Source organism: Plantibacter sp. Mn2098, from assembly GCF_049319745.1.
Taxonomy (GTDB): Bacteria; Actinomycetota; Actinomycetes; order Actinomycetales; family Microbacteriaceae; genus Plantibacter.
Genome location: NZ_JBMOUH010000001.1, coordinates 87,196 through 108,269, shown reverse-complemented (window position 1 = coordinate 108,269; position 21,074 = coordinate 87,196). Strand labels below are relative to the sequence as shown.

The window sequence follows — 21,074 nt, the reverse complement described above, 5'->3', positions numbered from 1 at the left end:
TCTCCATGCTCTCACCATCGCTCCCCACTGTTCATCACGCCGCACAGTTCATCACAGCGCACAGTTCATCACAGCGCACAGTTCTTCATTCACCCGCACCGCGGCCGTATCCCCCACCAGAGCTGCGCTGCCAGGCGACCCACCCGCCGTACCCGCTGATGTCCTCGGCGCCGATCGTTGCGACCGATTCGCACAGGAACCCGGAAACGGACACTCCGTCGCCGAGCGTGACGCGCCCGATCGTCATCGGTGCGGGAAGCGAGGCGACGAAGACCCCGAACCCTGCGGCGGGCAACGCCCACACCTCGCCCGCGATGGCGGTTCCGCCTTCGGCGACGCGAACGAGGCCGGGTTTCGCGGGTGCGGTGTCGAGCACATGGAGGGCGTAGTCGGCGCTCGTCGTGACGGAACGCACGAACGAGGCGCCGTTGGCGATGAGCTGGTGATTGAGCGGCTGGTCGGTCAGGTGCGCGCCGACGACGAGCACGTCGATGGTCGGGGCGAGGAGACGCTCCGCGAGTTGCTGCACGGCGAGGTCGTGGAACGCGGGGGCGGTGATCATCACCCCGAACGGGAGCCCTCCCACGGTTCCGGCGGGGACGGCGACGGAGGTCATGTCGAGCAAATTGGCGAAGTTCGTGTAGCGCCCCATCCGACTGTTCCCGCCGATGGGGTCGGCCGCGAGTTCTTCGAGCGTTGGATGCCAGGTGGTGGTCGGCGTCAGCAACGCGTCGCAACCGGCGAGCGCACCCCGGGCGACGGAGCCGAGCCGGTCGAGCTCTTCCTGGTCCCGGAACAACTCGACGGCGGTCCGGTCCGCGCCGCCGAGCACGATCGCGGCGACGGAGGGGTCGAGGTCGGACCCGATGAGGTCCCGGTGGTCGTCGATGTGGGTGCCGACGGCCGCATACCGTTCGGCGACGAACGCCCCGTCGTACAACAGCGTCGCAGCAGTGAGCAGGGCCGAGATGTCCACCTCGACGATTTCGACACCGGCATCGCGGAGTTTCGTCGCCGCCTGCCGGAAGGCATCGGCCCAGCCGGGCGCGAGCCCTTCGAGCTGGTCGGCGGTGGGGATGCCGACGCGTGGCCGGGCCGGCAGTGCAGAACCGGCCGCATGGCTCGCCGCTTCTTCCGTGCTGCGGGCGAGCGGGTCGATGCCGTCGGGACCGCAGAGTAGTTCCGCAGCGCGCCGCGCCGCGGCGAGGTCGCGGGCGAAGACGGTGACGCAGTCGAGGGTTCGGCAAGCGGGGACGACACCCGTCGTCGGGATGCGCCCGCGAGTGAGTTTGACACCGACGATCCCGTTCAGCGCGGCCGGAACCCGACCGGATCCGGCGGTGTCGGTGCCGAGCGCGAGGTCGACGATGCCGAGTGCGACGGCGACGGCCGACCCGGAGCTGGAACCGCCGGAGATGCGACTCGGGTCCCACGCGTTCCTGACGGCGCCGTACGGGCTGCGAGCTCCGACGAGCCCCGTGGCGAATTGATCGAGGTTCGTCTTCCCGATCACGATGCTGCCGGCCGCACGCAACCGGCGGACGGCAGTCGCGTCGGTTGCCGGGCTGTATCGGAAGCTGGCGGCCCCGGCCGTGGTGTCCAAGCCGGCGACGTCGATGTTGTCCTTGATCCCGGCGACCGTGCCGGCGAGCGGCAACGGTTCGCCGGCGGCGACCCGGGAATCGATCTCGGCGGCTTCGGCGAGGGCGTCTTCCTCGGCTCGGAGGCTGATCCAGATCTCCGGCCGGTCGACGGCGCGCAGTCGGCGGTAGGCGGCGCGCACGCGGTCGACTGAGGTGTGGGGTGTCATGATGCGGCTCCGATGATCGAGAGGAGGGTTTGACCTGGAGCGACCTGCTCGCCCGGTCGGACGTGGATCTCGCCGACGACGCCGGCAGCGGTTGCGGTGACGGCGGATTCCATCTTCATGGCCTCGAGCGACATGAGCTTCTCGCCGGCTGCGACGACCTGGCCGGGGATGACGGACACCTGCCAGACGGTCGACGTGAACGGTGCAGAAACCCCGGTCGCCCCAGGCGGCAGGACGACGGCGTCGGCTGGTTGGGACTCTTTCGCGTCTGGCCGCACGTCGAACTCGCCCGATGCGCGCCACCGGTCCTTCTCCTCGCTGAACGCGCGGGCCTGCACGGTGCGGAAGTCGGCGATCGAATCGGCGTTCTCGGCGAGGAAGCGTTGGTAGTCGGCGATCGCGAAGGTCCCCTCTTCGGTGTCGAAGCGGCCACGCCCGGCATCGGTCTCGGCACGGAGCTCGAGGAGCTCCTCAGCACCGACCGGGTACCACTCGATGCGATCGAAGAACCGAAGCGCCCACGGGTTCTCGGCGAACAGGCCACCCCGTCGGAACCGGTTCCACACCTGCACGGTGCGTCCGACGAACTGGTACCCGCCCGGGCCCTCCATGCCGTAGATGCAGAGGTACGCCCCGCCGATGCCGACCGAGTTCTCGGCGGTCCAGGTGCGCGCCGGGTTGTACTTGGTGGTGACGAGGCGGTGTCGCGGGTCCAGCGGTGTCGCGACGGGCGCACCCAGGTACACGTCGCCGAGCCCGAGGACGATGTAGCTGGCGTCGAAGACCGTCTTGAGGACGTCTTCGACGGAGTCGAGACCGTTGATGCGGCGGATGAAGTCGATGTTCGACGGAGTCCATGGCGCGTCGGCCCGCACACCGTTCATGTAGCGCTCGATCGCAAGGTGCGTTGCCGGGTCGTCCCAGGACAACGGCAACCTGACCGTGCGCGAGGGCACAACGAGTTCGTGGGTGGCCGGGATGTCCTGCTCGATGTCACGCAGCAGTCCCGCAAGCGTTGACGCCTTCAGCCGCGACGAGTCGGTGTGGATCTGCAGCGACCGGATGCCGGGGGTCAGTTCGAGGACTCCTGCCGGCGCGTCCTCCTGCAGGGTCGTCATCAATGAGTGCACCCGCATGCGCAGGCCCAGGTCGAGGGTGAGGTCGCCGTACTCGACGAGCAGGTTGTCGTCGCCGTCACGACGGTACGTCACCGACGGGCGGTCGGCGCCTGCGTCGAGCCGACCGATGACGCCGTCGTCTCCGTCACCGCCGCTGCTGCGCACGACGAGGGAGGCGACGTCGCGGATCAGCTCCGACGCGTCGGCTTCACGCACGCGCACGAAGCGGACGGTGTCCCCCGGCCGGAGCTGGCCGAGCTTCCACAGCTCGCCGCTGCCGACGACGGCCGGGCAGACGAAACCGCCGAGGCTCGGTCCGTCGGGGCCGAGGATGATCGGGGTGTCGCCGGTGAAGTCGATGGCGCCGATGGCATAGGGGTTGTCGTGGATGTTCGAGGGATGCAGCCCGGCTTCCCCGCCGTCTTCACGGGCCCATCCCGGCCGCGGTCCGTCCAGACGGACCCCGGTGCGGGCGGAGTTGTAGTGCACCACGTAATCAGTGGCGTAGAACTCGTCCATGTCGGCGCGGGTGAAGAAGTCCGGGGCGCCGTGTGGCCCCTCCGTGACGCCGATCTGCCACGTGGAGGTGATCGCAGGGCGACGATGTGCCGGGGTCGGTCCGCCGATGAGGCCCAGACGCGCCCCGCTCGGGAACGCCGGATGCGTCGCGTCGGAATCCGGGGAGCCGGGGCGCAATACGTCGCCAGGCAGCAGGGCTCGTCCGGCATGACCGCCGAACCCGCCGAGGGTGAACGTCGATGCGCTGCCGAGATACAACGGGACATCGATGCCGCCCCTCACGGCGAGATACGCCCGCTGCCCTGGACCCGCCAGCGTGCCGACGGTCAGGAGGCTCCCCGCCGCAGCTTCGACGGGTTCCCACATCGGCAACGGTTCGCCGTCGAGCGTCGCGTTCGCCGGCGCGCCGGTGAGCGCGATCAGGGTGGGTGCGCTGAATCGCAGCGTCGGACCGGTCGCGGTGATCTCCAACCCAGGAGCGCCTGCGGGGTTTCCGACGGCGAGGTTCGCCTCGCTGAGGGACACGGCATCCATGGGGCCGCTCGGCGGCACCCCGATCTGCCAGTAGCCGGTGCGGCCCGGGATGTCCTGCACCGTCGTCATCGCGCCGGACTCGATGACATCGATTCGAGGATCAGGATCGTCCGTCGTGTCCAAGGTCGACGTGGAATGCGCGGCGACACGCAGTGACGTCTCATCGGTGAGTGAGCGCAGCAGACCGAGGTTCGTGACGACGCCGTCGATTCGGCTGGCGTCGAGTCCCTCGCGCAACAGGTCCAACGCGGAGTCGCGGGACGGCGCCGATGCGATGACTTTTGCGAGCATCGGGTCGTAGTACGGCGATACCTCGAGACCGGTCTCGATCCAGCCGTCGATGCGGACACCGCTGAGGGCGGGGGCGCCCTGACCGGGGAACACGGCCTGGGTGACCAGACCGGAACTCGGCAGCCCGCTCTTCGCGGGATCCTCCGCGTAGACGCGGGCTTCGAAGGCGTGCCCGCTGGGACGGAACGTTGACGTGAAGACCGCTGGATCGATGCCGTCGGCTCCGTCGCGGGCCAGAGACAGCATCATCGCGACCAGATCGACGCCGTAGACCTCTTCCGTGACCGGGTGCTCCACCTGCAGCCGGGTGTTCACTTCGAGGAATGACGCCTCTTCCCGCACCGGGTCGTAGACGAACTCGACCGTGCCGGCAGAGCGGTAGGAGACCGAGGCGGCCAGAGCACGAGCCGACTCGTGCAGCTGCTGCCTCACCGAGTCAGGCAGAGCGGGTGCCGGAGCTTCTTCGATGACTTTCTGATTCCGTCGCTGCAATGAGCAATCGCGATCGCCGATGACGGCGACACGGCCGTCCCCTGCACCGAAGAGCTGCACCTCGACGTGACGGGCCGGGCGCACGAGTCGTTCCAGGAACACTCCGGCAGAGCCGAAGTTCTTCTCTCCCAGCCTGGCGACCCGTTCGTACGCGTCGCGGACGTCGTCGATGGTCGCGCACGCCTGCATCCCGATTCCGCCGCCGCCTCCGGTGGCTTTGAGCATCACCGGCAGGCCGATCCGTTCCGCCTCGACGACGGCCTCGTCTGCGGACGACAGCAGTCCGGTGCCGGCGAGCATGGGCACGCCGGCGAGCGCCGCGAGCTCACGTGCGGTGTGCTTCTCACCGAATGAGGCGATCTGGTCCACTGTGGGACCGACGAAGCTGATTCCGGCGGTTTCGATCCGGCGCGCGAAGTCGAGATTCTCCGACAGGAAGCCGTACCCGGGGTGGATGGCCCCGACGCCCAGACGCTGCGCCGCCTCGAGGATCGCGTCGACGTCGAGGTATGACTCTCGCGCGGGTGCCCCGCCGAGTCTCACCGCTTCGTCGGCTTCGCGGACGTGCGGAGCGGCACGATCCGCGTCCGAGTAGACGGCGACGGTGCGCAGCCCGAGCGACTTCGCAGAGCGGATGATGCGGCGGGCGATCTCGCCGCGGTTGGCGATCAGAAGCGTGTCGAAGGCGGCGGTCATTCGAGGTCCGTTCCAGTTGTGGTGGTGTCCGGGGCGGCGGTGACGATCATCCGGAGCGGGGTGCAGTTGAAGTCGTTGCAAGGGTTGTTCATCTGGGGGCAGTTGGAGACGATCACGAGGACGTCCATCTCCGCGCGCAGTGCGACGCGCTTGCCTGGCGCGGAGATGCCGTCGACGATGCCCAAGGCGCCGTCGTGTTCGACGGGGACGTTCATGAACCAGTTGATGTTCGAGACCAGGTCGCGTGCGCCCAACCCGTGTCGGGCGGCCTCGGCGAGGAAGTTCTCACGGCAGCCGTGCTGGAACTCCGTGTGGTAGCCGTAGCGGAGGGTGTTGGACTCTTTCGAGCAGGCCCCGCCGATGGTGTCCTGTCGGTCGATCTCGTTGCCGACGACGGTCATCAGTGGACGGCTTTCGTTCGACCGGAGCACGGAACCGGTGCGAAGGTACGCGTTGCGCTGGGCGGCGAGCGTGTCGGGGACGGAGTAACGCTCGTGCGTGTCCGCCGCGTTGTAGACGAGGAAGTCGGCGGATTGGTTGCCGCCGACGTCCACGATGGTCAGTGTTTCGCCCGCTCGGATCGTCGCTGACCAGGGCGCCGATGGTTCGACGGCGTCATCGCTGACGATCGGGTCACAGGTGAAGGGGCCCGAGACGTCGAGGACCGTGTCAGAGGTGAACACGGCCCCGACCGGAACCGTGGATTCCAGGACTCCGAGGGCGGTGGGATAAGCGGTCATGGTCACAGTCCTCGCGCTCGGGAGTAGTCGATGGAGTTCAGGTATGCGCGATGCGCTTCCGGAGTCGCCGTGAAACGTTCGTCATCCGGACCGGTCGGATCGCCGGACCAGGCATGGATGCGCAGCGGTCCGACCGCGTAGTCGGGCGAGGGGTCCAGGGGGTGCGGGACGTTCACCACCAGCACCAGCAGGGGCAGTTCGGCGACGAGCTCGACGAAGGTTCCGGCTCCTGCACTCCCCGTGAATCGCAGCTCGCCGTCGTCCTCGACGTGCACACCCTGGAAGAACGAGATGGACGGCGCGAGGTCCCGGGCGGTGAGGTCGTGTTTGGCGGCTGCGAGCAGGAACCGCGATCGGCCGGAGGGGGCCGGGCCCTCCGGCGCCGCAGATCCGTATTTGGCCAGGCTCGTCGCATCCGTGGTCGTCCCGCAGAACGCATCGTGCGCGCCGGAGGTGTCGACGGTGACGGTCGCCAGCACTCGGCCTTCACCGGAGAGCAGCGGATGCCCCGCGCCGAGGTACGCCTGCCAGGGGATCTTCACGGTGTCGGCGACATTGAGCCGTTCGCCGGTCTCGAGCGCGTTGTAGAGCAGCACGCTTGCGCATGCTCGACCGGTCGGGTCGTCGAATCGGATGCGGGTCCCGCGGGCGAGGACCTTGTGGGTGTAGCCGCCGGGAGCCACCGTCTCGGCCCAGGTCAGGGCATCGGGATCCACGCCGATCGGGATGAACGGTGACGTCGCGGGCGGGCGGTACGGCATGTAGTCGGAGGTCAGCTGCGATTGGGCTCTGGCATCGGCTCTGGCAGCGAGCACGCTGTCGGTGGCGTGTTCGTTCGCGATCGAGGGCATACGGACTCACTTTCTGTGACACGGGATCAGGATCGGTCTGTCTGGACCACCGGACGGATGCGGCGTGATGACGGTCAGGCCGGGCCGCTGTAGGACGGTTCGGCGTGCGCTTCAGGGAGCGCTTGATGGACCAGCGGGATCGCGGCGGTCACCGGCAGGTGTCCGAGCTGGATGGCGCCGTCTCTGGCCTGGTTGCGACGATGCACGACGTAGCCGACGAGCAGGGTCGCACCGATGAACAGCAGCGCGCTCCACTGCAACCACCACGTCTCACCGGTGAGGTCGTAGATCTCGGGTCGCGGCCAAGCCAGGTTGACCACCATCGCGATCTGGTAGAGCACGGCGAGTGCGTTCAACGGGATGCCCCAGCGCCCGAGCGTGAAGAGCGGTTTGCCGTCTTCGTCGACGCCTGGCGGGAAACCACGTCCCCGCAGCGAGATCCGACGGACCAACAGCGGGACGGTCACCCCCAGGTAGGCGAGGTACAGCATCGCGATGCACAAACTCGAGAGTGCCGTGAAGATCGCGCTCTGCCCGAAATTCACCGCGAGCGCGAGCGCAGCTCCCACCCCGACGACGACGCTCGTCGCGATCGGCGTCCCCGTTCTCGGCGACACCCGCGACAGCGTCCGCCAGAACGGCAACGCACGCTCCCGCGCCATCGAATAGACCATCCGAGAGCCGGAGGTCTGGATCGCGAGGGTGCACGCGAACACCGCGATCGCGACAGTGACGAGCAGGAGGCGTCCGAACACCGGCCCGAGGCGTTCTGTGACCACCCAGGCGATGCCGCCGGTGGCGAGGTTCCCGTCGCTCAGACTGGGCGCCGCGACCAGGGTTGCGATGATCAACAGTCCGCCGCCCAGCCCGGACACGATGACGGCGCGCACGATCGTCTTCGAAATCGTCTTACGGGGAGCGTGGGTCTCTTCTGCGAGCTCACCGGCCGAGTCGAAGCCGACGAGCACGTACGCCGCCATCAATGACGAGGCGAGGAATGCCCAGATGTAGGGGTCGTGCGTCGGCGCCGCTCCCTCGGTCGTGAAGACCACCGCCGGGCTTCTGGCGGGAAGCAGGAACAGTGCAGCAACCAGGACGACGACTCCGACGATCTCGATCAGGACGCCGACGCTCGTGCACAGGGCCATGATCCGAACGCCGAGGATGTTCACAATCGTGGTGATCGCCAGCAGGATCACCCCGAGTACCACCGCGTTCTGCGCTCCGGTGGTCGAGGTGAGCGACGGATCCGCTCCTGGACCGCCGACGAGCTGGAAGCCGTCCCAGATGGACGGCAGGACCGCTTGCACGGCGATCGCCGCCACCGCGACGGTCAGGGTCTGCGCGATGATCATGACCCAACCGGTGAACCACCCGAACGTGGTGCCGGCGAGTCGACTCGCCCACTGGAAGATCGCTCCGGAGATCGGCCAGCTCGCTGCGAGTTGCGCGAAGTTCAGAGCCACAAGCAGCTGACCGGCGAAGACGATCGGCCAGGTCCAGAAGAATGCCGCGCCGCCGAAGCCGAAGCCCAGACCGAACAGCTGGAAGACCGTGGTGAGGATCGAGACGAATGAGAATCCGGCCGCGAACGACGAGAACGAACCGACGCCGCGGTGGAGTTCTTGGCGATACACGGTGGGGCCGGCCGCCGTTGTGGCGGACGATGGAGCTGGGCTGAGTCGAGGCGGTTCTGTGGCACTCATCGGTAGGGCCTTCCATGAACGAGCATCCAATACCTGTCAGTTGACAGGCGCTGTTCTCATCGTGGGCAGCGGCCGTTGCACAGCCGTTTCTCTCGAGTGAATTCCGGGTTTCGAAACGACCGGTTATGTTTCGAACGAGGACATCCATCGAGCCTTCGGAACCCCTGACCGCTGCCCTGACCGCTGTGACCGCCGCCCTGTCCGATGCCCCGAAGCCGAGCGCGATGACGGTGGTCACGCTCTGGATTCGGGAGGAGTCGGTTGCCCCGACAGCTTGCGCAGCGTCGCAAGGGCGCGTTCCGCGGCCGCCACCCCCACGAGGATGTGGTCGTGGTGGAAGCCGGCGAGGACGTTGCAGCTGATCTGCTCCTCTGCCAGCGCTGACGCGAACGCTGCCGTGAGCCCTACGGCGTGGAGCGACGAGTGCACCGTCAGGGTGATCCACCGGCACGGATAGTCGTAGTCCAACCCCTCGGCCACCGCATCCTGACGCGACAGCACGACGGTGACGCCCTCGTGCTCCGCGATCATCGCGAGGGCGGGGAGCCCACTCGCCCTGTCGTGATCCGTGCTGACGAAGACGTACTCGCCGTCGCGCATCTCGGGTCGCAGCGATCCGAGCAGCTCCGCGAGGTCGGTCCCTTGATCGACCGGAGGTTCACTTGACGGCACCGGCGGCCATCCCTCCGACGACGTAACGCTGGAAGATGATCGCGATCACGATCGGCGGGACGGCGGCGAGGAGCCCTCCAGCGGCAGTCAGCCCGAAGTCGCTCGTGTACCGTCCGGAGAACTCCGCGATCGCGACGGTCAAGGTCTTCGAGTGGTCCGAGGTGAAGATCAATGCGAACATGAACTCGTCCCAGGCCAGCAGGAACGAGAACATCGTCGTCGCGACGATGCCGGGCGTGGCGATGGGCAGGATCACGCGGAAGAACGCACCGAGGCGCGAACACCCGTCGACTCGAGCTGATTCTTCGAGTTCCTCCGGGAGGGTCAGGAAGTAGTTGCTCAGGATCCACAGTGCGAAGGGGATCACGAGTGCACTGTCCACGATGATGAGTCCCAGGGTCGTGTCGAGCAGCCCGAGGCTGTACAGGATGAAGTACAGCGGCACGAGGAGCGCCACCTGGGGCAGCATGTAGGACAGCAGCATGCCGCGAACCAGGGGTTTCCGCAGTCGGAACCGGAGCCGCGCGATGGCGTACGCGCCGAGCACGCTCACGATGAGCGAGACGATCACCGTTCCGCTCGCCACGATCAGTGAGTTGAGCGCCGCACCGCGGAACGTCTGTCCGACGGCGCCGTCTCCGAGGATGGTGGCGTAGCGACTGAAGTCGAGGGTCTGGGGCACCCAGCGGAACGGGATCGCCAACAGCTCCCGCTGCGGAATGACACTGGCGATGAGCATCCACAACACCGGTGCGACCGTGACGAGCGCGACCACGATCGCCGCGGCGTGGATGAGGATGCTGTTTCTCGTGGCGCGCATCAGAGCAGACTCGTTTCAGATCGACGCAACAGGCGGAGGTAGAAGGTGGTGATCGCGAAGATGATCAGCACGATGATGTAGGACAGGGCGGAGCCGAGACCGAACTGCTGATTCGAGAACGCGGTGTTGAACGCGTAGTACGCGATGGTCTGTGTGCTGTTCACCGGCCCGCCGCGGGTCATGACGTAGATGACGTCGAAGACCTTGAATGCGTCGACGGTTCGGAGCACGAGCACGATCGAGATCGCGGGGACGAGCATCGGCAGCACGATCGATCGCCCGATCCGGAGCCAGCCGGCGCGGTCGATGCGGGCGGCTTCGTACACTTCTCCCGGGATCGAGGTGAGTCCTGTCAGGAGGAAGAAGGCCACGATCGGCGTCGTCTTCCAGACGTCGGCGATGATGACGGCGTTGAGCGCGAATCCGGGGTCCGCCAACCACGCCCGGTACTGGTCGAGCAGACCGGTCTGCGTCAGCAACGCGTTGAGGGGTCCGTACTGCGCGTCGAACACGCCCCGCCACATGGCCGCGTTCACCACGGTCGGGATCGCCCACGGCAGGACGATGACCGCGCGGAACAACCAGCGCGCCTTGAGCTTCGCGTTCAGCAACAGGGCGAGCACAAATCCGAAGATCAGTTCGGTGCCGGTGGAGACCACCGTGAAGTACAGCGTTCTGCCGATGGATCCCCAGAACGTCGGATCGGCGAACACCTGGATGTAGTTGCCGAGACCGACGAACGGGGTGTTCGTCGCGACCGCGGAGTCGACGTCGAAGAACGAGATCAACAGCGTCCGAAGCATCGGGTACAGCACGACGGCCAGCACACAGACGCACGCGGGGAGGACCAACCAGAACGCGGTCCATCCCTGGCCCCGCCAGCGGCCGGACGACCGAGGCGCAGCCGTTCGCGGAGGCCGCGCGGACCTCGGCGGTGGTTCGAGCCGCGTCGCGTGCGTCACTTCAGACCCGCGATGTCTCGGGCGGCGTCATCGAGGGCCGTCTGAGGCGTCTTCTGTCCCAGGAGAGCGGACTGGAGCGCCACCTGAAGCGCCTGCGAAACGGAGTTGTAGTTCGCGACCTGCGGCCGCAGGATCATCGAGTTGTATGCGTCGCCGGATGCAGAGATGAGCGCAGGGTTCGTCTTGACGACGGCGGGGTCGGTGTAGCTCGACTTCCAGTTCGACGGCGAGCTCCCGATGAACGCGTCCTGCACCTGCTGGCTCGTGGCGTACTCGATGAATTTCCACGCGGCGGTCTTGACCTTGGAGCTCTCAGTGATCGCGAGTGCCATCGACCCGTTGACGCTCTTGCGACTCCCGGTCGGCCCGACCGGTGTCGGCAGCACACCGATCGAACCCGCTGATACGGACTGGGAGGCGTCTTGGAGTGCGCTGAACGTGGAGTTCCAGTTCAGGCCGATCGCCGAGCGCCCGGCCGCCAGCGACTTGTTGACGTCGTCCTCGACGAAGCTCAGCGACGCGGGATCGGTGAGGCCGTCATCGATGGTCGACTTCATCCATTCCACGGTCTGCACCGCCTGTGGGCTGTTGATGTCCAGCTTGCCGCTGGAGTCGAAGAACGAACCGCCGAACGATCCGAGCAGTTGCGCGAAGTCGCAGACGAGCGCCTCGGACTGGGACCAGCTCCACGAGATCGGGTACTTCACCGTGCCTGCTTCCTTGATCCGCTTCGCGACCGCGAGGACGTCCTGCCACGAGTCGAGGTCGGCTGGGGACGCGCCGACGCTCGCCAGGAGCGCGGTGTTGAAGAAGAGCAGCTTGCTCGACGGCTCCCACGGCACTCCGTACCATTTCCCGTCGTACTTCGCGGAATCGAGTGCCCCGCCGAGCATGTCCTCGGACCAGCTCTTCGGCACTCTGTCCGTGACGTCGGCGATGATCCCGGCTTTGGCGAACTCCGCCGGCCAGACGACATCCATGTGGACGATGTCGTAGGACCCGGTGGGTGCCGCAGTCACCTCTTTGTCGTGGAGCGCGTTGTAGGTGACGAACGTCGGCTTGACCGTGATCTTCGGGTTGGCCTTCTCGAACGACGCGATCATCGAGTTGATGTTGTCTTCGGTGTAGCCCGCATCGGTTGCGAAGATGGCGTTGACTGTGCCGGTTGCTGCGTCGCCTCCCGATGAGGACGTGACGCCGGTGATGCTGCAACCGGCGAGCGCGAGCGCAGCGGTGGAAGCGACAACGCCGACGGCCACTGCGCGATTGCGATTGCTCATGGAACTCTCCTTCGGTGGTCTGACTCTCTCTGGCGGTTGGGTGCAGGATGCGACGTCGGCTTCTCGCCATCGTCGCGACCTCTCACCAGCCGAGGAGAGACTCAATGGATTCTGTTGGTGCGGTGAACACGACGGCTTCCCAGGGGGCGACGTGATCCGTCAGCCCACCGGCGGCGCCGGTGCTGCTCCTGAGGAGCGGGTCGATGGGACGGGAGAGCGTGACGGGCTCGTCGCTGAAGTTCGCCATGACCGCGAGCCGACCGCTGGCGAAGGACCACAGCGTCGAGGAGACGGGACCTTCGACGTAGGCGGGCACCGTGCCGGCGAAGACGTCGCGTCGCAGGTGGATCAGTCCCCGCACGAGATGGAGTACGGAATCGTTTTCACGCAGCTGCGATGCCACGCTCGGCGAGGTCTCGTCCGGCACCGGCAACCAGGCGGTCCCGCTGGAGAACTCGCCGGACGCTGAATCGTCCCAGCGCATCGGTGCACGGGCGTTGTCACGCGGCCATTGCCCGTTGAGTCCGCCTTGTGTGAGCGGGTCCTGCTGGAGCTCGGCCGGGATGTCGCTGTCGACCATCCCGAGCTCATCGCCGTAGTAGATCGTGAACGTGCCGGGGAGCGTTGCGAGGAGCGTGTGCGCAAGGCGAATCTTGCGTACGTCCCCATCGGCCCACCGCGTCCCCATCCTCGGAAGATCGTGGTTCGAGCCGGCCCAGATCGGGCAGGACCCGGGTGGGAAGGACGCGAGGGACTCGCGGACGATTCTGGCGAGGAACTCGGGCTCGAACGGAGCGAAGATGAACGGGAAATTGAATCCGAGCTGCAACTCTTCGCCGGCTTCTCCGTAGTACGGCGCCAACTCGTCGACACGAGCGACCCACGTTTCTCCGAGCAGGAGTTTGGGCTCCGGGTGCTCCTCTGCGATGGCGCGCCAGTGCCGGTAGACGTCATGGACTTCAGGTTGATTGAAGTTGTGGACGTGCTGGAGTCCGTAGCGTCCTTGGATCTCCGTGTCGTAGATGTACGCGCGCGGGTGATGGGGGTTGTCTCGAAGCTGGGCGTCCTTGTAGAGCCCGTTCGCGACGTCGATCCGGAATCCGGCGACGCCCCGGTCGAACCAGAACCGGACGATCCGATCGAACTCCTCGTGAACCCGCGGATTCCACCAGTTGAGGTCTGGTTGCGCATCGAGGAAGTTGTGGAAGTAGTACTGCTCGGTCGCCTCGTCCCACGTCCACCCGGGCTCTCCGGTGTCGTCGATCCAGTTGTTCGGGCGGGATCCGTCGGGCTTGGCGTCCGCCCAGACGTAGTAGTCCCGGTACTCCGAGTCCTTGGATGCACGGGACTCCACGAACCACGGGTGCTGGTCGCTCGTGTGATTGGCGACGAGGTCCAACATGATGCGAATGTTTCGTTCTCGGCCGAGCGAGATCAGCTCGTCGAGGTCGTTGAGCGTGCCGAGGTCGCTCTGCACGTCGCAGTAGTCCGAGACGTCGTAGCCCCAGTCCCGGTTCGGCGACGGCATGGTGGGTGACAGCCAGAGACCGTCGATGCCCAACCATTCGAGATAGTCGAGCTTGTCGATCAGTCCCCGAATGTCTCCGAACCCGTCTCCGTTCGTATCGCGGAACGATCGAACGTACGCGTGATAGAGCGTTCCACCACGCCACCAGGCTGTCGTCACCATTGAACTTCCTTGTCTTTCATCATCGAATCAGGAAACGAATTTGGATTCGTTTCCTGGTATAGTCATCGCCACCCCCGAATCTGTCAACGCGCAAAACGAATCACTATAGTTTTTTGATGTGGAGAACGTCATGGCGAGGCCACGAACCCCTCTTCTCTCCATCGATCGCATCGTCGACGAGGCGATCTCGATGGCCGGTACAACGGGCGCATTCACGATGACCGAGCTGGCGACAAAGCTCGGAGTCCGCCAGTCCTCGCTGTACAACCACGTCGACGGCCGCGACGAAGTCCTCGAGCTGGTTCGGCAGCGTCTCCATGAGGACATGGGTGTCAAGGTGGATATCTCCGGGCGATGGCAGGACGTCGTCCGCGCCATGGCTCGTGCACAACGAGCCGCGCTCGCACGACATCCGTGGCTCGTGCCACTTCTGGCGACATCACCGGCCGAACCAGGAGGCGCAGCCTCGAGTGTTGAGAACGTTGCGACCTTGCTGTCGAAGGCGGGGTTCGCGGACGCGGATGTGCTCCAGATCATCGCCATGGTCGACATCATCATCATCGGCGGCAGCCTGGACCTGGTGTCACCGGAACATCTCTATCCCGACGAGGTCCTCGAAGGGTCTGACGACCTCGCGCGAGTCGTTCGCGCGGCGCCGACGGGTGTGTCTCGCGCGGACGCCGGGTTCGAGTTCACCCTCGATCTCGTCATCACCGCCCTGGAACAGCGGCTCGAGCACTCCTCGAAGCGAGGTCACTCCGGCACTCCCCACACCCCGGAGGCGAACGCATGACCAGCCGGAAGCCGCTGCGCGCCGACGCCCAGCGCAACCGCGAGACGCTCATCGCGCGCGCGCGGGAGCTCTTCAGCGAGGGCGACGAGAGCCTGCGATTCGACGACTTCGCACAGCTCGCCGGAGTGGGAACAGGCACCCTCTATCGGCACTTCCCCACAAGGGAAGCTCTCGCTGCGGCAGTCCTCCAGGAGGAGACCTCGACGCTGAGCGATCTCGCCCGCACACTCGGGGAGACGCTCACCGCCGGGAAGGCGCTGGAAACGTTCCTGCGCCGCTTCGTCGACCACATCGACACCAATCAGCGACTCGCCCGCAGGCTCGCGGCACTCGTCGCCACGGCTGATGCTGCCACCACGACTGCCATTGCTCATGACGGTGACGGCGAGAGCGGGAGCGATGCTGCGCACAGCGGCCGAGAACTGGAGCAGGCGGTTGCCGAGCTGGTCGCGGCCGCTGCCCAGGAAGGCGCCATCCGCGACGACGTCCCGGCCGGCGCAATCATGATGGCCCTCCACGGCATCAGCGCGGCGCACGACCGGCGGGATTGGCGGAGTGAAGCGGACGACGTCATCACCCTCCTGCTCGACGGCCTGCGCATTCAGTCGCCGAAGCAGCGGTCCGAGCAGGTACCCGCGCACGCACCTGAGTAGCGGCGACCCTCAGCTGCTGATCCCATCGCGGCGCCGCCTTCAGCGGTCGAGGCGCGGTGTCGGGATCCCGAGTCTGCGCGCTTCACGTAACGTGTCCTCGAGGACCGCGCGTGGTTCCGCAGCGTGCGGATCCGTGTGCGCCGCAAGGCTCCGCTGCGCAATCTGGATGTGCGCAGTCGCCCATCCCGATGCCGTCGAGACGAGCCGGGGCAGCCGATACGGCAGCATGCCGTTGCGGTGCCGGCCGAGATCGACACCGCGCGCTTCGAGGAGGGGCAACAGCTCGCGAGTGGTCAGAAACGCCTCGCGGAACGCCCGGCGGTCGCCGATCATCATCGCCAACGACCCGCTGCGCACCGCCTGGTCGAACATGCCGGCGTCGGCGATGAAGTGCAGCCACAGCCACCCGCGCATGTCCTGCTCCTCGCGCGCTGCGACCCCGGCCTGCCGGAATGCCGCGACCACCTCCCGCTCCCGCCGCGACGGCGCGGGATCCGAGATGCCAATGATGACGGATGGCAGCATCGCACCCGACAGCACACCGTCCTCACCGAATCCGCCGCCCGCCTGCGGGAAGCCGAACACCAGTTGCTCGGCGGGGATCGGCGCGACCGCATCGAGCGGCTCCTCCCAGAGGTTGCCGAAGACGAGCACCGTCGCCCCACCCAGGCGAGGAGCAAGGAAGGCCGCCGCCTCCGCGAGTCGATGGTGACCGACACTGAGGACGATCAGATCGAAGCCGTCCTCTGGGTCGAGAGACTCGCGCAACGACGTCTGGAACGTCTCGCGAACCCGCCGACCGACGGGCTTCCGCCGTCCGTCGATCCAGTCCAATCGCACCTCGTCGCCGTACCTGGCACGACGCCCCGGCCGCACGTAGAACTCGACGTCGTGCCCGGCGGCCTGCAGGACCCGGCCGTAGATGGTCGCGATCACGCCGCGACCGAACATCAGAATGCGCATGACCGACTCCCGTCAAAATATGGAGTTGATCTCCATTTCCGATGATATGGAGATGATCTCCAGTTGTCAATCACGAGCCTGGACGCTCAACCAGCACCTGTGGTTATAGTGGTGGCACCGGAAGTAAAAACGGGACTCCACGCCCCGCGCATACGCCGCTCACCGAGCCGCCACTTCTCCCTTGCACGGAGGAAGTGTCATGAGCCGGAACACTGAGCACACAACAACCACCGCCGAGGCGCAGGCCTCGCCGCAGCGGCGCCGTCCGCAATCACTCCGAGCCGCCTGGGTAGCACTCGCCGGGCTGTCGGCCGTGTTCCTGTTCGAGATGCTCGACAATTCGATCCTCAATGTCGCGCTCCCCACCATCGGACGAGAACTCGATGCCACGACCACGTCCCTGCAGTGGGTCACCGGCGCCTACGCGGTCGTCTTCGGCGGGCTGATGCTGCTGTGCAGCGCCATCGCAGACCGGTTCGGCCGCCGCAGGGTGATGCTGATCGGCCTCGCACTCCTGGCTCTCGCCAGCGCGGCGACCGCGCTCGTCACCACTCCGGAGCAGCTCATCGCGGTCCGGGCGGCCATGGGCGTCGCCGCCGCCATGACCACCCCCGGATCCATGGCGCTCGCCTTCCGCCTCTTCGACACGGAGTCCCTCCGCGTCCGTGCCCTCACCCTCATCTCCACGGTGGGTCTCGTGGGGCTGGCGATCGGCCCGACCGCCGGCGGCTTCGTCCTCGCGTTCGCCCCCTGGCAGGTGCTGCTCCTGATCAACGTGCCCATCGCGATCCTCGCGTTCATCGGCATCCGCCTGGGCGTTGCGAAGGACCTCGCCGATGAACTGCACCGCGACCCGCTCGACATTCCGGGCGCGCTCTTCGGCACGGCGACGATCGTGCTGGCACTCGTGGCTCCGACGATGTTCGTCGACGAGGGCGCCGGCTCCTGGATGCCGTGGGCCGCGACCGCCGGAGCCGTGGCAGCGGCGGTCCTCTTCGTCGTCCGTGAACGCACCGCCCGGTTCCCGCTCCTCGACCTGGAACTCGTTGCCCTCCCCCTCGTCTCCAGCGGCCTCGCGTACAAGGCCGCGTCCGGGCTCGCGATCGCCGGCCTCGGCTACATGGTGACCCTGCAACTGCAGTTCGCGTGGGGATGGTCGCCGGCGATGGCGTCGATCGGGATGCTCCCGCAGGTCGTAGTGCTGCTGTTCGGCGGCCGCCTCGTCAGCCCGTTCCTCCGGAAGGTCGGGATGGGCCGCGCCGCATGGATGAGCGCTGCCGCCGTTGTGCTCGGCCTCGCCGTCTTCGCAGCCGGGAGCCGCTTCGGGTACGGCTGGATCGCTCTCGCACTCGTCCTCGTCGCCGCGGGGATGCGCATCGTCGGCGTCGTCGCGGGCACCAACGTGATGACCGGCCTGCCGGAGAATCGGACCACCATCGGCGCCGCGATGATCGACACGTCCAGTCAGGTCGCGACCGGCATCGGGATCGCCGTCACCGGCACCATTCTGGCGGCCCTCTTCACGGGCGACATCTCCTCCCCCGCGTGGACAGCCGACCAGGCCGCCGCATTCCAGACCGGAGTCACGGTTGCAGGGTTCGCCGTCACAGCCCTCGCTGCTGCACTCGTCGCCGTCGGGATGGTCAGGGCGCGGTCGAGTCATGCAGCCCGCTGATCATCGCCCATCCGTGTGCCCTCAGTTCACGACAAGACCGAACAGGTCCAAAGCCTCCCGCACTTCCGGTGATCCTGCGTCCAGACGACCGACCACGACGCTTGCCAGCTGGGCACTTCGATCCACGTCCGTCGAGCGTTCATACACCGCCCAGAGCTCGGCATCATTCCCATGTCGAGAGAGGAACCGAATGCCGTCGTATGGACCTCCCGAGCGTGCATCCATCAGATAAACCGCTCTCGCCACCCGCTGCGTCAACACACGCGGGCGACTGTCCTGCAAAGCGGCAGCATCGAAGTCGGCCAACCCGAACTCCCCGACAGCCTGCCCCAGAAACATGGGCCGGAGCGCCGCAATCGATGCGCTCGACGCCACATCGCAGTACCGGCCGGCAAGCATCGCAGAGCCCACCCGGCGGCGATCAAACCACGACCGGTCGACGACGCCTGCTGGCACGGTTTCGTAAAGGTCCCGGTCAGTCGCTTCGACCACAATCTCAGTCATCTCGCCGACAAGAGCAGCATCTGGGCGGAATCGGGCAAGCACCTCCATCAGACACCCCGTGAGCGTCGACCCCGCGTAAATTGTGCGATACGAGCCATCAATCGCATCCCAGCGACCACCGAACCGCCCATCGCTCGCGTGTGCCCAGTCCGTCCATTTCCACGGATCCGGCCCATATCCGACTCGCCACACTCGCCCAGGATCAACGGCGCTGCGAAGACCCGGGAATCCGGTAGCAGGCGGCGCCACTATCCGACGGCAGCAAACGAACGAGCGGCAGCCAACACGCGGGGACCGATCTCATCGAGGTCCCCCTCCCGCAACAACCGCGCCGGTGCCACGTCATCAAGCTGAGGATTCATACCCTGGAACCATGCCTGGACGACTCGGGCGTGATCGCGCTCTTCCAGCAGTCCCGCGGCATGCAACGAGAGCCGAAGTCGTCGTACGGCATCCTGAGACGGCTTCCGCTCTCCTTCTGCCCACTGCCGCACTGCACGTGTTTCGTTCACCGACCCGATGTACGCCACGAGCTGCGCACCCAACAGGGCACGCAATGCCTCAACGAGTTGCGGTACTTCGACTTGGATGGAACGCTCAAAAGCCCCAAGACCCGGAGTCGGCACGGTGATAGTCATAGCCATCACACTACTCGAAACAACTCAAATCACATCCCAAATCACAGGGTACTCGGATGCTTCGACTCGCCACTATCGATTGCTCAGAGCGGCCCGGTTGCCTTCGCTGTCACGGAACTCGGCTACGACCAGGCCGTCATCGGCGACCGTCACGGGATACAACTCCGCACCACCGTGCGCAACCGCACGGCTCAGTGTTCGCTCCACACTGGTGACCGTGATGTAGACGCGGGTCCCGTCGACCGATGGAACGTATGACTCCCCCAGCATCAGGGCGATGACCGCGCCGTCTGACGCGCCAGCGTCGTCGTCGTCGATCACACAAGCGTTGTGCCCGTCGATGACGGTTCGGCGCACATCGACCTCGAACACGTCTCGGTAGAACGCCTGCGCCCTCTCCATGTCCAGCACCGGAACCTCGACGTATGTCGCTCGTACTCGCATCCGTGTCACACACCGGACTTTACCGTGAGCGTGCGCAGCTCTGACGCCTCTCGATCTGGCCGGGTTGGCGCAACGGTCATCCGTCGACCGAGCGGACTCGAACGGCACCGCGTGGAGTCATCTGGTGAGCGCGAGCTGGTAGATCTCCACACGCGCCCCGTTCGTGCTGCTCGCTGAGGAGGACTGATTGTACGAACCGGCTTTGAAATACACGTCGTAGGCGTCGAACGATGCCGGGATGCGGAAGTCCGACGCCGATCCGTTGATCGTGACGCGAATGTGGTGATCGTCGATCGTGATCGCGTAGGTCCAGCGCTGGCCGAGGGGCACACGCCCGAGCTGGTGCATGGCCTGCGGGCCGTCCGGCGAGGTGCCCAGACCGAGTGTGATCTGACCGCTGGCGTCGTAGTAGATCTCCGCCAACGCCTTCGTCGACGACCCTCCTGTACCCAGATGGACTTGGCCGACGCACACACGCTTGGTGACATCGGGAACGGCGACCGTCGCGGTGAGGGTGTGATTCTCGGTGACGGGCCATTCGGCGAGCGTGCCGCTGGGATTCATCTCCCTGAGTTCACTGCGCGCGTAGTCCGAGTGCGCCGTCGTCACCCCGTTCTCCGGCGCCCAGAACGTCATCGCGCCGCTGCTGTCGACGGAGAAGTACTTTGCATTCGCGTAGCCGCGCGGACCCGTGAGCGCAGTCGGCGGGATCGTCGTCGGAGCGCCTTGGGCACCGGTGGGCAGTTGCAACTCCCAGTCGGACAGGTCGAAGCGACTTCCCGGCGGGACCGCTGACGGTTGGGAATCCGGGCCGGAGCCCATCTGCGCATGCCCGTCCGTACCTGAGCGCACGAGGTTCGGGACCGCGAGGAGCACTCCGGCGGCAATCAGGCCCGCCGTCACCACTGCAACCAGCACCGTTCGACGTTTCAATCTGCCTCCCTTGCCGTCAGACCCGACCCGCGGTCCGTCCAGGTGAGCACACGAGCTCCCATGTGCAAACGTATTGAGCGCGCCATCGGAATCGCTGATCGTTCGATGCGCATGTGCTCCACGCCGACATTCCCAGATCGACGACATCGGGTAGCTCGTCGGTGGCGCACTGTTCCACCCGGGCGACGCGTATCTCGTACTCGGCATGCCGGTCGACACACTGCTGCTCCCGTCGCGGCCGACAATTCGATCAGGAGCCGGTCGCCGCGGCGCTCTCCGCAAAAGCGCAG

At 66.4% G+C, this 21,074-nt stretch carries 18 protein-coding genes; 3 read left to right on the top strand and 15 right to left on the bottom strand.

The features are described from left to right. Window positions 1–85 precede the first annotated feature (85 nt). The 10 genes from ACL9RL_RS00465 to ACL9RL_RS00420 all read right to left on the bottom strand — a co-directional run bounded on the left by ACL9RL_RS00465 (window position 86) and on the right by ACL9RL_RS00420 (window position 14,181). The gene (locus ACL9RL_RS00465; RefSeq protein ID WP_422778240.1) at window positions 86–1,810 is read right to left on the bottom strand and encodes an allophanate hydrolase; all 1,725 of its coding nucleotides are present in this window, start codon (window positions 1,808–1,810) and stop codon (window positions 86–88) included. Further along, a complete protein-coding gene (gene uca, locus ACL9RL_RS00460; RefSeq protein ID WP_422778239.1) occupies window positions 1,807–5,460 on the bottom strand; it encodes an urea carboxylase in 3,654 nt (1,217 codons plus the stop codon). The genes ACL9RL_RS00465 and uca overlap by 4 nt, the downstream gene beginning before the upstream one ends. Beyond that, window positions 5,457–6,200 (bottom strand): urea amidolyase associated protein UAAP2, encoded by a 744-nt coding sequence (locus tag ACL9RL_RS00455; RefSeq protein ID WP_422778238.1) that lies wholly within the window; start codon window positions 6,198–6,200, stop codon window positions 5,457–5,459. Before ACL9RL_RS00455 ends, uca begins: the two co-directional genes overlap by 4 nt. Window positions 6,201–6,202: 2 nt before the next feature. Beyond that, complete coding sequence (locus ACL9RL_RS00450) at window positions 6,203–7,051, bottom strand: urea amidolyase associated protein UAAP1 (protein ID WP_422778237.1); 849 nt, start codon at window positions 7,049–7,051, stop codon at window positions 6,203–6,205. A 74-nt stretch (window positions 7,052–7,125) separates the two neighbouring features. Further along, window positions 7,126–8,757, bottom strand: coding sequence for an APC family permease (locus tag ACL9RL_RS00445; protein WP_422778236.1), 1,632 nt, complete (start codon window positions 8,755–8,757; stop codon window positions 7,126–7,128). A gap of 234 nt (window positions 8,758–8,991) precedes the next feature. Further along, a complete protein-coding gene (locus ACL9RL_RS00440; protein ID WP_422778235.1) occupies window positions 8,992–9,429 on the bottom strand; it encodes an ACT domain-containing protein in 438 nt (145 codons plus the stop codon). Continuing rightward, the gene (locus tag ACL9RL_RS00435) at window positions 9,416–10,249 is read right to left on the bottom strand and encodes a carbohydrate ABC transporter permease (RefSeq protein WP_422778234.1); all 834 of its coding nucleotides are present in this window, start codon (window positions 10,247–10,249) and stop codon (window positions 9,416–9,418) included. Before ACL9RL_RS00435 ends, ACL9RL_RS00440 begins: the two co-directional genes overlap by 14 nt. Continuing rightward, a complete protein-coding gene (locus ACL9RL_RS00430) occupies window positions 10,249–11,064 on the bottom strand; it encodes a carbohydrate ABC transporter permease (protein WP_422778233.1) in 816 nt (271 codons plus the stop codon). Before ACL9RL_RS00430 ends, ACL9RL_RS00435 begins: the two co-directional genes overlap by 1 nt. 143 nt (window positions 11,065–11,207) lie before the next feature. Further along, on the bottom strand, window positions 11,208–12,491 hold the full coding sequence (locus ACL9RL_RS00425; RefSeq protein WP_422778232.1) for an extracellular solute-binding protein: 1,284 nt from the start codon (window positions 12,489–12,491) through the stop codon (window positions 11,208–11,210). An 82-nt stretch (window positions 12,492–12,573) separates the two neighbouring features. Next, window positions 12,574–14,181 carry an alpha-amylase family glycosyl hydrolase gene (locus tag ACL9RL_RS00420; RefSeq protein WP_422778231.1) on the bottom strand — a complete coding sequence of 536 codons (1,608 nt, stop codon included), beginning with the start codon at window positions 14,179–14,181 and terminating at the stop codon, window positions 12,574–12,576. 130 nt (window positions 14,182–14,311) lie between these two features. Here ACL9RL_RS00420 and ACL9RL_RS00415 point away from each other — a divergent pair, with 130 nt between their 5' ends. Continuing rightward, the gene (locus ACL9RL_RS00415; RefSeq protein ID WP_422778230.1) at window positions 14,312–14,974 is read left to right on the top strand and encodes a TetR/AcrR family transcriptional regulator; all 663 of its coding nucleotides are present in this window, start codon (window positions 14,312–14,314) and stop codon (window positions 14,972–14,974) included. After that, the gene (locus ACL9RL_RS00410; protein ID WP_422778229.1) at window positions 14,971–15,627 is read left to right on the top strand and encodes a TetR/AcrR family transcriptional regulator; all 657 of its coding nucleotides are present in this window, start codon (window positions 14,971–14,973) and stop codon (window positions 15,625–15,627) included. The genes ACL9RL_RS00415 and ACL9RL_RS00410 overlap by 4 nt, the downstream gene beginning before the upstream one ends. Window positions 15,628–15,666: 39 nt before the next feature. On the opposite strand, the gene ACL9RL_RS00405 is transcribed toward ACL9RL_RS00410, so the two are convergent. Next, window positions 15,667–16,590: a ketopantoate reductase family protein gene (locus ACL9RL_RS00405; RefSeq protein ID WP_422778228.1), complete on the bottom strand. Its 924-nt coding sequence runs from the start codon at window positions 16,588–16,590 to the stop codon at window positions 15,667–15,669. 199 nt (window positions 16,591–16,789) lie between these two features. Between ACL9RL_RS00405 and ACL9RL_RS00400 the strand changes: the two genes are divergently transcribed. Next, window positions 16,790–18,265, top strand: coding sequence for an MFS transporter (locus ACL9RL_RS00400; protein ID WP_422778227.1), 1,476 nt, complete (start codon window positions 16,790–16,792; stop codon window positions 18,263–18,265). Between the two features lie 21 nt (window positions 18,266–18,286). Here ACL9RL_RS00400 and ACL9RL_RS00395 read toward each other — a convergent pair whose 3' ends face one another. From ACL9RL_RS00395 to ACL9RL_RS00380, 4 genes are all read right to left on the bottom strand, one after another. Continuing rightward, window positions 18,287–18,961, bottom strand: a complete 675-nt coding sequence (locus ACL9RL_RS00395; protein ID WP_422778226.1) for an RES family NAD+ phosphorylase — start codon at window positions 18,959–18,961, stop codon at window positions 18,287–18,289. A gap of 56 nt (window positions 18,962–19,017) precedes the next feature. Beyond that, a complete protein-coding gene (locus ACL9RL_RS00390; RefSeq protein ID WP_422778225.1) occupies window positions 19,018–19,407 on the bottom strand; it encodes a hypothetical protein in 390 nt (129 codons plus the stop codon). Between the two features lie 72 nt (window positions 19,408–19,479). Continuing rightward, on the bottom strand, window positions 19,480–19,851 hold the full coding sequence (locus ACL9RL_RS00385; protein WP_422778686.1) for a VOC family protein: 372 nt from the start codon (window positions 19,849–19,851) through the stop codon (window positions 19,480–19,482). A 117-nt stretch (window positions 19,852–19,968) separates the two neighbouring features. Continuing rightward, the gene (locus ACL9RL_RS00380; protein ID WP_422778224.1) at window positions 19,969–20,784 is read right to left on the bottom strand and encodes a polysaccharide lyase family 7 protein; all 816 of its coding nucleotides are present in this window, start codon (window positions 20,782–20,784) and stop codon (window positions 19,969–19,971) included. Between the last annotated feature and the right edge of the window lie 290 nt (window positions 20,785–21,074).